We start from the raw sequence: 13,674 nt of genomic DNA on the forward strand, positions 1-13,674 counted from the left end.
CACGGCGGGCCGTGATCGAGTTGGGTTCCGGTGCAGGCCCATTGAATTTTCAATGATGGAGGAGTCCATGCCGCCGTTGTCCCGCCCGCTGCGCAAGCTGGGCTTCCTCACCATCGGGCTCTTCGACGAGGCGGATCCGCGCCGGGGACACGAGTCCACGCTGGAGATCATCGAGCTGGGCGAGCGGCTCGGCTTCGACAGCGCGTGGGTCCGCCACCGTCATCTGCAGTACGGCATCTCCTCGCCGGTCGCCGTCCTCGCGGCGGCCTCGCAGCGCACCAGCCGGATCGAGCTCGGCACCGCGGTGATCCCGCTCGGCTGGGAGAACCCGCTGCGGCTGGCGGAGGACCTGGCGACGGTCGACCTGCTGTCCGGCGGCCGGCTCAACCCGGGCGTGAGCGTGGGCCCGCCCATGCACTACGACCGGGTCAAGGAGGCCCTCTACGCCGACACGGCCGACGCCGAGGACTTCGGATACGAGCGGGCGCGGCGGCTGCTGGACTTCGTGCGGGGCGAGCCGGCCACGGACTTCAGCGGGGTCGAGGGCTTCGAGGTGTTCTCCGACCGGGTGCAGCCGAACTCCCCCGGTCTTGGCAGCCGTATGTGGTACGGCGGCGGAAGCCTGCGTTCGGCGCAGTGGGCCGGCGAACACGGGATGAACTTCCTGACCAGCAGCGTCGTCAAGGCCGAAGGGCCCGAGGGCGAGGCCGGGGCACCGGACTTCGCGGAGATCCAGCTCTCCCACATCCGTGCCTTCCGCGCCCACCACCCCGACGGCGACGACGCCCGCGTCTCCCAGGGCCTCGTCGTCATCCCCACCGACTCCGCGACGCCGGCACAGCGCGCGAAGTACGAGGAGTACGCCGCGAAACGCACCCCGCGCACCGCGGCGCCGCAGGGCCCGGCGCGGCTGCTGTTCGCCCCGGACCTCGTCGGCACCTCGGCACAGATCGCCGAACGCCTCCACGCCCACGCGGCGTTCCGTGAGGTGGACGAGGTGGCGTTCGCGCTGCCGTTCACCTTCGAGCACGAGGACTATGTGCAGATCCTCACCGATATCGCGACCCGGCTGGGTCCGGCGCTGGGCCGGAGCTCGGCGGCCTGAGCGGCAGTCCGACGCCTTCGGCGATGACGCGGTCGAGCAGGTGCAGCGGGGCGGGCCGGATTCCGGCCGCCTCGGCCGCGTCCCAGTGGGCGAGGGCTCGGGGCAGGTCGACGAGGCCGTGGATCAGGGGCAGTTCGCCCGGGGGCCGGCCGGGTGCGCCGAGGTGGGCGTGCAGCAGTGACTCCAGTCGGCACGAGGCCAGGGTGCCCGGGATCCCGGGTCGCATCGCGAAGCCCGCGCTCGCCACGGCCGGCAGGTCCTCGCCGAGCCGGGTCCGGGTGGAACCGAGCGCCAGCAGGCCGCCTCCGACCACCAGGACATCCTGGCGGCGGCTCATCCGGTCCAGGGCGCTCGCGGTGTCGAAGCAGTGCGGGAAGGAGTCGTCGACCACGATCGTGCCGGGACGCAAGTGCTCGACGTCCAGGAGGTTGGTCGCGCCGCTGACGGCGGTGACGATCACGTCGGCCGCGTAGACGGCGGCGGGCAGCGTCCGCCCCGACTCGACGACCTGGACCGGCATCCCCGGGTGCTCGGACGTCAGCTCCGCCGCCAGCCGTTCGACTCGCGCGGTGCTGCCGGGCAGGTCGCACAGCAGCAGCCGGGCGGGCGGGCAGGGCGCCGTCGCCAGCAGCAGCCGTAGGGACGAGGTGCCGATCGAGCCGCAGCCGACGACGGCGAGGGAGAGCTCGTCGAGGCGGCGGCCGGTCGCCTTGAGCGTGGCATGGACGGTCTTCACGACGGCGACGGTCGTGGAGGCGTGTCCGGTGGTGATCGCCGCGCCGGTCGTGGTCTCGCGCAGGACGTCGTAGCCGTAGCCGGTGAGCGACGGGATCATGCCGGCGAGGGAGACGCAGCGGGCACCCAGCGAGGCGGCGTGCTCGACGGCGCGGGCGGTGCGGGCCGCCAGATCGCCGGTCGGGCCCAGTTCGTCGGCGAAGAGCGGGAGTGCGACGAAGCCGGAGTTCCCGAGCGGGGTGCCGGTTTCCTCCAGCAGACGGGACCGACCGTCCGGGAAGAGGAGCGCCCGGATCTCCTCGCGGCCGAGTCCGGGGCGGTCGTACGGGAGCCCGGCGAGGGTCGCGAGGTGGCGCGGGGACGGCAGGTATCCGACGAGCGCGGCGTCCAGACGGGGGCGCCGTCGGCGGCTCGGGCCGCGCACGGCATCACTCAAGTCCCTCCGCATCCGCTCGGCGAACCCGGCCACTTCACCTCGTGTCAGGGCAGCCGCCGAGACCCGCACGGTGACGCGCAGGCCCTCACCGTCCGCCACCGGCCGCACGGCCAGGAACACGTCGGTGCCGAGCGGCGGCGGGGCGAGCGAGGTGTCGGAGTCGTCCGCGTGCAGGGACAGGCCGCCGCTCGCCTCGGTGCCCAGGGACGTGAAGTCGAGGAAGGTGAAGAAGAACTGGGCGTGGCTCGGCAGCCCTGCCTCCGTGCGCATCGCGCTGGGGCCTTCGGCCCGGGCCAGATCCGCCTCGACGGCGAGACGCCGCAAGTCGTCCTCGAAGCCGACCGGTTGATCCTCGACGGCTGCGTCGACGGACGGAGCGGGGCGCAGGGCCACCGCCTCCGCGAAGGGGCCGAACACCCGGTGCGCGTCCACCGTGGACTCCTCCCGTCCGGTGACGGCGAGCCCGAGCATCAGGTCATGCCGGCCGGTGAGTTCCGTGAGGGCCCGGTAGTACGCGGTGAGCAGCGGTGCGTACAGGGTGCGCTGCGCCGCTCGGGCGAGTCGGCGCAGTCCGGTGGTCGTGGCGGCGTCGAGGGTGAAGCCCGCGGTGTGGAACGCCGGCCCGGCGCCGGAGCCCCCGCCGCCGGGCCGTCGCAGTGCGGGCGGCGTGTAGGGCGCGCGAAGTCGGGCGCGGTATGCGTCGGCCTCGGGGCCCTGCGGGCGCGGTCGTACGGCGGACTCGGTGACGTGGTCGCGGAAGGTGCTGTGGACGGGCGGCAGGCCGTGCGGCAGATCGCGCAGGAGGCGGTCGTACGCGGTGAGCAGCTCCCTGGTGAGGAGGGCGGCGCTGTAGCCGTCCCCTATGAGGTGATGGGCGTGCACGACCAGGACGTGCTCCGTCGGCGCCAAGGTGAACAGCCGCAGCCGGAGCAACGGCCAGGCCCAGGGCTCCAGTCGGCGCCGCGCCTCCTCGGCGATCCGCTGCTCCAGCAGGTCGGGGTGCGCGAGCGTCTGCGTCTCCACGGGCAGCCGCAGCGACTCCGGCAGCTCCTGCTGCACGGGCGGACGGGCACCGGTGGGGAAGGTGGTGCGGAGCATCGGGTGACGGACCGTCAGAATGTCCACGGCGCGCTGGAGGACGTCATGGCGCAGCGGCCCGCTCAGCCGGAACCGGGCGAGCCAGCCGGTGTCGGACTCGGGCGTGAGAGTGTCGGCGAGGAGGAAGCCCCGCTGGGAGGGCGTGAGGGGGTAGGGGCCCACGGGCTGCCGCACGGTGTCGGTGTCGGTGTCGGTGTCGGTGTCGCCGGCAGGTTCGGGCAAGGGGTGGTCCGGGGCCGGCTGTTGGGCGGCGGTGTCGAGGGCCGCGGCGAGGGCGCCGAGCGTGCGGTGGGTGTAGACCGTGGTCGGCCGTGGGACCGCGGGGAGTTCCTCGCGCAGGCGGGCGAAGAGCTCCAGCACCAGGATGGAGTCGCCACCGAGCTCGAAGAAGTCGTCGTCACGGGAGACATCGGGAACGTCCAGCAGGGCCGACCAGATGCGCGCCACGGTGTGCTCGGTCCGGGTCCTTTCCCTTTCCGCTTCCCCTTCCGTTTCGGTCTCCGCCTCCGCCTCCGCCTCCGCCTTCGTCGCCGGCCCCGTCCCGCTGGCCAGCCGGGTGCGGTCGATCTTTCCGGTGCCGGTCAGGGGCATCGCCGGGAGCGTGCGGACGCGTCCGGGCAGCATGTACGGCGGCAGTACGCGGGAAAGGAAGGCGCGTACTTCGCGCGTGTCCGGCTCGGCTGCACCGGGCCGGGGCTCGACGTACGCCACGAGTCGTCCGTCGACGAGCAGTACGGCGGCACGGGCGATGTCCGGGTGGGTGAGCAGCGCGGCCTCGACCTCGCCGAGCTCCACTCGGTGGCCGCGGACCTTGACCTGGTCGTCGAGGCGGCCGAGGAACTCCAGCACGCCGTCCGCGGTTTGCCGGACCCGGTCGCCGCTGCGGTACCAGCGGCGGCCGTCGCGTTCCACGAAGGCAGCCGCGGTGAGCTGCGGGTCGCCCAGGTAGCCCGGGGTCAGTCCGGTTCCGGCGATGTGCAGTTCACCGGCCTCGCCGGGAGCGCAGGGGCGGCCGTCCTCGGTGATGACGGCCAGTTCGGTGCCGGCCACGGGGCGGCCGATGGGCAGCTGCCGTATGTCGTCGGCGGGCCGGGTGTCGATGATGTGGCAGGTGGCGTTGATGGTGGCCTCGGTGGGCCCGTACAGGTTAGAGATCCTGTGCTCCGCTCCCCCGCGCGCGTCGACCAGGTCGAACCACCGGCGTACGTGCGCGGCGGGCAGCGCCTCGCCGCCGACGTGCACCCAGCGCAGGGCCGACAGGTCCGGGGGTGTGCCGTCCTGCCTGGCCCGGTTCTCCGCGGCGGTCAGCAGCCGCTCCCACAGCGTGGGCACCGAACTCCACACCGTCATCCGGTCGTTGACGAGCCGGTCGAGGAGTGCCTCGGGGTCCCGGAGGAGGTCGGAGGTGAGGGTGTGGACGGTGGCGCCGGCCAGGAGCGGTGCCAGCAACTGGCGTACGGAGGCGTCGAAGCAGACGGACGCGGTCTGCACGAGCTGGTCCCGGGGGCCGTATCCGAAGGTGGCCAGCGACCAGTCGAGGTAGTTGAGCATGGACCGGTGGGTGATCGGGACGGCCTTGGGGCGGCCCGTGGAACCCGACGTGAAGATGACGTAGGCGATGGCGTCAGGGTCCGGGGCGGGAACCGGCGGTGCGGTCGGTGGCGGCGAGGCCGGTGTCCCGTCGTCGGTGGTGACCGGGGTGACGCCGTCCAGCAGGGCGACGGTGTCGCGTGTCGCGGCATGGCAGACCACCGCGGTGACGCCGGTGCGGCTCACCTGGTCCCGGAGCCGGGCCACGGGATGGGTCGCGTCCAGCGGGACCCAGCCCGCGCCGGCCCTGAGGATGCCGACCACGCCCGCGACGGTGTCCGCGCCGCGTTCGGTGAGCAGGCCGACCAGGTCGCCGGGGCGGACGCCGTGTGCTCGAAGCCGGGTCGCCAGGGCGGCGGAGGCGGTGTCGAGTTCGGCGTAGGTGAGCGTGCCGTGGCCGGTGTTCACCGCGACCGCCGACGGTGTCGCCCGGAACCGGGCACTCAGGCGGTCGACGATCCCCTCGCCGTTGCCGGGCGCCTGCGCGGGGGCGGTGGGCTGCTCGGCGGCGGCCCGCAGTTCCCGCACATACTCCCCCGCGAGGCGCTCCACCGTCTCGGGGCGGAAGAGTTGCGCGGGGTGGTTCCAGGAGAAGTGCAGGGCCTCGTCCGACTCCCAGCACAGCAGTCCCAGCCTGGTCGCCGCGGTGGCGGTGGCCGCCGCGGTCGGCGTCACGGTGACCGGCCAGTCGCGGCCGTGGCTCACGGGGAAGCGGGCGAAGCTGAAACCGGCCGGGGCGACCGTGCGGGGAGCGGGGCCGGTGGCGGGCAGCAGCGCGGCGATGTCGGGGCTGGTGAGCGTCGCGTGGGACTCCGCCTCGCGCCAGATGTCGCGCAGCCGGCGGGCCAGTGCGGTCACGGGCTCGTCGGGGTCGACGGTGACGAACACGGGCAGGGTGTCGGCGAGCGGCCCCACGAGGCGGTCGATGCCGGGCAGCGGCGTTTCACGGCGGGCGCGCGCCACGTTCACGGCGACGGCCCGCTGTCCGCCCCAACGGGCCAGGCAGCGGCCGTACACCGCGAGGAGCAGATGGAAGAGGGAGACCTCGTGCCGGGCAGCCACCTCACGCAGCGCGGCCGTGAGCGAGTCGTCGACAGTCGACTGGTGGTGGGTGAGCGGCGGCGCCGGGACTGCTTGCGGGTCGCCGTCGTACGGCAGTGCCGGGGCCGTGCCCGCCGAGGTGTGCTCGGCGATGCGGGCACGCCAGTACTGCTGGTCCCGGGTGAAGGCCGCGGACTCGCGGTCGATGGTGACGTGGGCCGCATAGTCGGCGAACTCGGCCCGGGGGGAAGGAAGTTCGAGGGGGCGACGGCCCTGGGCGAGCGTGGTGTAGATCGACCAGAGTTCCTCGCACAGGACCTTCAGACTGAAACCGTCCGCCGCGCTGTGGTGGATGACGAGGAGCAGGTGAGCGAGGTGTGCGTCGTCGCCGCGGGGACGGATGAGGAGGGCGCGCGCCGGGTCTTGTGCGGTCAGGTCGAAGGGGCGGTTGTACAGCCGCTGTTCGAGGTCGGGCAGGGGCGGCGTGGCGGTGTCGTCGCCCTGCTCGTGCACCTCGTACCAGCGGGGAGCGCGGTCAGTGGGCTCGACGGGCGCGGTGTACTGCCGCGGGGGTGTGCCGTGCGCGGTGATCCGCAGGCGCAGCATGGGGTGGCGGGCCGCGAGGTGGGCCAGGGCCTGGCCGAGGAGGTCGGGGTCGAGGGGGCCGCGGACGGTCTGGCGTATGTAGCCGTAGGCGGCGACGCCTTCGTAGAGCGCCTCGGTGGTGAGGAAGGCGCGCTGGAGCGGGGTGAGGGGGCGCGGGGTGTCGTCCTGGGCGCGGTGCACGGGGGCCGGCGCGGGCGGAGCGGACTGTGGCGGCTGTGCGCCGAGGTGGGCGCTCAGTTCGCCGACCGTCCGGTACTCGAAGAGCAGGGTGGCGGGCAGCGGTTGCCCGAGTTCCGTCTCCAGGCGACGCGCGAGGTCGACGGCGGTGAGCGAGTCCAGGCCGAGGCTGAGGAACTGCTCGTCGACGCCGATGTCCTCGGGCGCGCGGCGCAAAGCGTCGGCCAGCAGACGGCGTATCAGATCGGCGATGCGGGCAGGGTCGGTCACGGCGCCTGCGCCGCCGAACGAGGCAGGCGTCGCGGGGGCAGGGAGGGGCGCGGAGGTGACGCTACGGCGCACCGTGTCCACGGCGTCGCGGGTTCCACCCACAGGTGCGGCGATGTGGCCCCCCGCATGCGCGCCCGGGTGCCCCTGGGTCCGCGCAGGCGTCCCCGCAGGCGTCCCCGAAGGGGCCACCAGCATGTGCGCGGCATCCGTGGCGACGGCCGTTCGCAGTGCCGTGATCGCGTCCCGCGTGGTCATAGGGCTCAGGCCGCGGGCACGCAACCGTGCCTCGACCGGTGACCCGGCGGCCAGCCCCGCGTCGGCGACGGGACCGAACCCGATCGACTTCCAGGACCGGCCCGCGGCGCGCTCGGCGGCGGCGAAGGCGTCCAGGAAGGCGTTGGCGGCCGCGTAGTCGCCGAGTGCGCCCGCGAGACCGGGCTGGACCGAGGAGACGGAGGAGAAGGCGATGCGTACGGCCGGTTCCTGGCCGTGTCGGCGCAGCGCCTCGGCGAGCAGGACCGTGCCGCGCACCTTCGCGGCCAGCGACTGCTCGATCTCCGCGTCGGTCTTGGCGCGCAGCGTGCCGGGCCGGACCGTACCGGCGGCGTGGAAGATCCCGTCCAGCGGGGGCAGCGCCGCGAACAGCGCTTCGACCGCGGCTTCGTCGGACACGTCGGCCGCGTGGTACCTGGCCCGGGCCCCGTGGGCACGCAGATCGGCGAGCAGCGCGTCGGGCGCCGTATCGGAGCGGCCGGTCAGGATCAGCTCACCCGCGCCTCGGCCCGCCAGATCACGCGCGAGCGCCGAGCCGAGCCCTCCGGCTCCGCCGGTGATCAAGTAGGTGCCGTCCCGCGGCAGTTCCGCGAGCGCGGCACAGGCGTCGGCCACGTCGGCGGGCGTACGGCCGAGCCTGCGCCCGCAGCGCCACGCGACGGACCTCTCGGCGCCGGGCTCGTGGGCCGAGTACAACTCCCGTTCCAGGGCCTCGGCTCGGGCGGCGAGCGGGTCGCCCGAGGACAGGTCGACGCCGCGGGCGGCCAGGCCCGGGTGCTCCTGCGGGAGTGCCAGTGCGAAGCCGTGCAGGACGGCCTGCGCCGGGCTCGCCTGCTGCGCCGAGGTGCCGGTGGCGTACGCGTCCTCGGTGACCACCAACAGGCGGGAGCAGTCGGCGCCGAGCACGTCGAGGACCTGGCGCAGAGAGGTGACGGCGGCCTTCGTCGTGGCGTCCGTGACGTCCAGGGCCTGCGGGCTGCCGTCTCCTTCGGCCCGTTCCCCGCCCAGCCACACCACGGTGTCCGCAGGCGTCGCGAACTGCCCGTGGGCGGCGTCGTCCCCCAGTACCGTCACCCCACGGCCGACGAGCCGCTCGGCAAGCGCCCGGCCGAGCGCGCGATCGCCGCCCACCAGCCGTACCACGCGGGGCCCTTCGGCGGGCGTGAGCGGTGCGTCCCGCCAGTCGAGACGCCGCACCATTGACGCCGCGCCGGGCCGGCGCGGCCAGTGACGCGTGCGCTGGAAGGGATACGTCGGTACCAGCACCCTCGGTCTCGCGGCAGCCGCAGCGGCCCGATCCACGGCCGCCGGATCCTGGGCTGCCCGATCCACAGCCCTACGATCCAGAGCCGTCCGATCCACAGCCCTACGATCCAGAGCCGTCCAATCCACAGCCCTACGATCCAGAGCCGTCCGGTCCAGAGCCGTCCGGTCCACTGCCGCGCCGCGTGCCCACAGCCGCCCCGCCGTCTCCAGCAGCGCCCGTGCCCCGCTCTCGTCCGCGTCCCCGTCACGCCCTGCCGTCGCAGCCCCCGTCGACAGCACCGCGACGTCCCGCGCGCCGGCGACCGCTCGGACCGCCCCGCCCAGGGTGTTGCCCGGGCCGAGTTCGAGGAACGTGTCGTAGCCCTCGTCGAGCAGCCGTTCCACGGCCGCCCCGAACCGCACGGGCCGGACGGCGTGCTCCAGCCAGTAGGCGGGCGTGAGGCCGGGCCGCCACTGACCGGTGACCGTGCTCAGCATCGGTACGGCTCCCGGCCGCACGTTCAGCGTCTTCGCGGCGTCCCGCAGCGGTTCGAGGACCGGCTCCAGCAGCGGCGAGTGGAAGGCATGGGAGACGCTCAGTCGGCGCGTGGCCACACCGCGCCTCGACAGCTCCGCGAGGGCACGCTCGACGGCGTCCTCGGCACCCGAGATCACCACCTGACCGGGCCCGTTGACGGCGGCGATGCTCACCGAGCCGGCGAACTCGGCGACGGTGTCCTCGTCCCCGCGGACCGCGGCCATGGCTCCGGGCCGGGCCAGGTCACCCACCGAACGACCCCGCTCCGCGGCGAACCCGACCGCCTCGGCCAGGCTCAACGACCCGGCGACACAGGCCGCCGCGATCTCGCCCACGCTGTGCCCGGCGACCGCGTCGGCGCTCACGCCCCACCGCGCCAACTGCTGTGCCAGGCCCACGCCGAAGGCGACGAGCAGCGGCTGCGCCACCTCCGTCCGGGCCAACTCCCGCGGATCCACCCGGGGATCGAGGCACCAGTCGGCGAGCGAGCGCCCGAGCACCGGCCCGGTCAGCGAGGACGCCTCTTCCAGGACCTCCCGGAACGCCGGTGCCGACCGGTACAGGGCGCGGCCCTGGCCGGGCCGCTGGGCGCCCTGGCCGGGCAACAGGAACACCGTCCGTGGACGCGACCCGGTGACCGTGAAGTCCGCCGCGCGGGCGGCGTGGAGGCGGTCCGCGAGGTCACCGTCCGCGACCACGGCAAGCCGGTGAGCGCCGTCGTCGCGGGCGGTGTTGACGGCGGCGCAGACGTCCGCCTCCCGCAGGTCCGGATGCCTGCGCAGATGCGCGGCCAGGTCGGCAGCGGCCGCGCGCAGGGCGTCGGCGCTGTGAGCGGACAGCGTGAGCAGGTGCGGGCCGTCGGCGGTGGGCGTCGGGGTGGTGGTCCGCGCCGGTGCCTCCTCCAGGACGGCGTGGGCGTTGGTGCCGCCGAATCCGAACGCGTTGACGCCCGCGACCAGGGGCCCGGGAGCCCGCCATTCCCGCTGCTCGGTGACGAGTTGGAAACCGGGGGCGACGCGTTCCAGGTAGGACGCGGTCGGGGCGGTGTGCGGGGTGGGCGGTATCTGCCGGTGCTGGAGCGCCAGGACCGTCTTGACCAGGGCCGGCATGCCGGCGGCGTTGAGCAGGTGCCCGATGTTCGCCTTGACGGAGCCGAGCAGGCGCGGCTGCCCGTCGGTGCGGGGCGCGAAGGCGTGCCCGAGCGACTGGGCCTCGACGGGGTCGCCGACCGGAGTGCCGGTTCCGTGGGCCTCGACGTACGTCACCGCGTCGGGGTCGATGCCGCACTCGTCGTACGCCCGGGTGATGACCTCGCGTTGGGTGCGCGGGTTGGGGGCGAGCAGGCTGAGCGAGCGGCCGTCGTTGTTGACGGCCGTCCCCCGGACCAGGGCGAGGACCGGATCGCCGCCGCGCCGCGCGTCGTCCAGGCGGGCGAGGACGAGGGCCGCTCCGCCCTCGCCGGGCACGATCCCGTCGGCGGCGGCGCCGAAGGGCCGGCTGCCACCCGTCGGGGACAGTGCGCCCGCGCGGGCGAGCAGGCGGTGGCCGGTCGGGGTGAGGGCGAGCTGGACGCCGCCGACGACAGCGACGTCGCACTCGCCGCTCTGGAGGCTGCGCCGGGCCAGGTGGAGCGCCACGAGCGCCGACGAGCAGGCCGTGTCCACGGCCAGGGCGGGGCCGTCGAGGTCGAGTACCTGGGAGAGGCGGGCGGCGATCAGGTTGGGCAGGTTGCCGGTGAGGGCGCCGGGATGGGCGGTGAGGTCGCCGTCGGCGGCCGCGGCGAGGATCTCGCGGTATCCGCTGTCGCCGACGGCGGCGAAGACGCCGATCCGGCGGCCGCCCCGGCGTGGCCCCGCGTATCCGGCACGCTCCAGGGCCTCGTGGGCGAGCTCCAGGAAGATCCGCGCCTGCGGGTCGGTGGCGTCGGCCTCCTCGTCGTCCATGCCGAAGCAGCCGGCGTCGAAGTCCGCGGGGGCGGGGAGGAAGGACCCGCGAAGGCCCGGGTCGCCCGGCGCGCTCTCCCACCGGTCGTCGGGTACGGCCGTCACCGTGTCGCGGCCGGAGACCAGCAACTCCCAGAAGGCTTCCGGCGTTTGTGCTCCGGGGAAGCGGCAGGCCATCCCGAGCACGGCGACCGGCCCGTTCCCCGCGCTCTCGCTCGGCGCCGTCCCGACGCGCCTCGCCGCGAGCGCCGCGCCTGACGCACCGTCAATATCGGTGAGCAGGGCCAGCACATGGTCGGCCAATGCGGCCACGGAGTCGCGGTCACGCAGCGCGCGGGGCTCCACGGTGACCGAGAAGCTGTCCTCGATCCGGGCGAGCACCGCCATCGCCTTGAGCGAGGACCCTCCGAGGGCGAAGAAGCGGGCGTCCCGGTCGATGTGGGCGTCAGAGAGGTCGAGTGCCTGTGCCCAGATCTCCCTGATCGTGTCCTCGACGTCGCGCCGCGAGTGCGGCTCGGACGGCTGGGCAGGCCGGTCGGCGCTCTGCGGGCCGCGCTCCGCCCTCCCGGTGATCGAGCCCTCGGCGCACATCCGGGTGGTCGAAGCCTCGGCCCGCGCCGCCGCCAACCGCTCCTCGATCGCCGCGTAGGCGCCCGCCTCGAACCGGTCGCGCATCAGCGCGCGCCGCAGCTTTCCGCTGGTCGTGCGGGCAAACGCGCCGGGTGGCAGAGGCAGCACCCGTACGTCGTCGTGGCCCAGCGCCTGGCGGACCCGCGCCGCCGCCGCGTCCAGCACCGGAAGTGCCGTGGCCAGGGCCGGCCGTGCCCACTGTACGAACACCACGACCCGGTCACCGCCGGTGTCGGGGTCGGGGGACCCGATCGCCGCCACCGTTCCCTCCGGCAGCCCCGCAGTGGTGGCGGCGGTCTCCTCCAGGTCGGACGCGTGGAAGGTGCGGCCGCCGGCGAAGACGACGTCCTTGTGCCGGCCGGTGACGCAGAGTCGGCCGTGGTCGAGGAACCCGAGGTCGCCGGTGCGCAGCCAGCCGTCGGCGAACGCGGCCGCGCTCGCCTCGGGAGTGCGGTGATAACCGCGTGCCACCTGAGGACCGCGTACCTCGACGTGACCGACCCGCCGTTCGCCGAGCGGCTTGCCGGAATCATCGGTGACCCGGACCTCGCAGTCCGGGACGGGACGGCCCACGTCCATGAACTCGACGGCATCGGGGCCGGGCTGCACGGGGACGGCCCTCCCCCGGCTGAGCGCGCGGCGGTCCAGTGCCGCAGGAGCGGCGACCTCCCCGAGCGGGGGCACGGTCACGGCGAGCGTGGCCTCGGCCAGTCCGTACACGGGAAGCATGGCCGTGGCGTGCAGCCCTGCCGTGCCGGCCCTGGCGGTGAACTCCCGCCACACGCGCGGTGCGATCGGCTCGGCGCCCACGAGCATCAGGCGTACGGAGGTCAGGTCCAGCCGGGCCCAGACGTCGTCCGGCACGCGCCGCACGGCGAGCGCCAGCGCGAAGTTCGCAGCCGACAGCAGGGTCGCCCCGTGCCGCGCCACCGCCTCCAGCCACAGCGCCGGGCGCTTGGCGAAGGTCAGCGGTTCGAGTCGTATCTGCTTCAGGCCCGCGGCCATGGGGAGGAGATGGGTGCCGATCAGACCCATGTCGTGGAAGTACGGCATCCAGGTGGCCACGGCGTCGTCGGACGTGACCGCGGTGGCGGTGCGGATCTGGCGGAGGTTGGCGAGGACCGCCTCGTGGGTGAGTTCCACACCCTTGGGGGCGCCGGTGCTACCGGAGGAGAACTGGAGGAACGCGAGGTCGTGCGGGGCCCGGGAAGGCAGCTCGGGCAGCGGCCGGCCCGCACGCAACTCGCCTAGCCGCAGGGCGCGCACCGGTGCCGGGAACTCGGCGAGCAGGTCCTCGGTCGCGTCGTCCACGAGAACGGCGGGCCTGCCGAGGAATTCCCACACCGGTCCTGCCCGCCGCGCCTCCGGGGCCAGCGGCACGGGTACGAGTCCCGCCGCCAGCGCTCCCCAGAACATCGGCTGGAAGTCCTCGCCCGGGCCCGCGAGGAGCGGGACGGGGGTGCCGGGCGCCAGTCCCGCCGCGTGCAGGCCGCCCGCCACGCGCAGCGCGTCGTCGCGCAGCTCCGCGAAGGTCACGGTGTGCTCGCCGCCGTCGCCGCGGACATGGACGACGACCTGCCCGGGCGCGTCCTCGGCCGCGTGCAGCAGGACGTCGAGGAGTGTGGCGGCGGTCCGGGGCCCGGGAGTCGGCATGTGCTTCCTTCCACGTCGCACGGGGGCGGGGGCCCGCGGGCGCGCCCTGCCGGCGTCGGGAACCCGGCAGGAGCGTTGTCGATCATTCACCTGTACGACGAGCAGTCTCGCCGAACGGTTCACCGGCGAGGCGATCGACCGCCCACGTGAGAGGTCGTCCGCCACCTCCGCCGAGCGCCCGCCTCACGCCCTGGCGGGGTCAGTCGGCGTCGGGTTCAGCATCTGTCGCGCCGATCCGAAGGCACGGCATTGCTCCTGATCGGTGTCGTGGTTCATCCGATGAGGCGAGAACCTGCGAAAGGGTCACCGGTCGGCGGGCGGCCGCCTTCTAGGG

Annotated in this window: 2 protein-coding genes; one reads left to right on the plus strand and one right to left on the minus strand. The window is 74.4% G+C overall.

What is annotated here, in order from left to right:
- Window positions 1–67 precede the first annotated feature (67 nt).
- Window positions 68–1,105 carry an LLM class flavin-dependent oxidoreductase gene (locus tag EAO75_RS10055; RefSeq protein WP_147994717.1) on the plus strand — a complete coding sequence of 346 codons (1,038 nt, stop codon included), beginning with the start codon at window positions 68–70 and terminating at the stop codon, window positions 1,103–1,105.
- Here EAO75_RS10055 and EAO75_RS10060 read toward each other — a convergent pair.
- Window positions 1,050–13,340 (minus strand): non-ribosomal peptide synthetase/type I polyketide synthase, encoded by a 12,291-nt coding sequence (locus EAO75_RS10060; protein WP_147994718.1) that lies wholly within the window; start codon window positions 13,338–13,340, stop codon window positions 1,050–1,052. The two genes, EAO75_RS10055 and EAO75_RS10060, sit on opposite strands and share 56 nt — an antisense overlap.
- Between the last annotated feature and the right edge of the window lie 334 nt (window positions 13,341–13,674).

This window comes from Streptomyces sp. UW30, assembly GCF_008042075.1.
Lineage (GTDB): Bacteria > Actinomycetota > Actinomycetes > Streptomycetales > Streptomycetaceae > Streptomyces.

Coding starts and splice junctions, on each gene's coding strand:
- EAO75_RS10055 (WP_147994717.1), top strand. CDS start 68: ATGCCGCCGTTGTCCCGCCCGCTGCGCAAGCTGGGCTTCCTCACCATC.
- EAO75_RS10060 (WP_147994718.1), bottom strand. CDS start 13,340: ATGCCGACTCCCGGGCCCCGGACCGCCGCCACACTCCTCGACGTCCTG.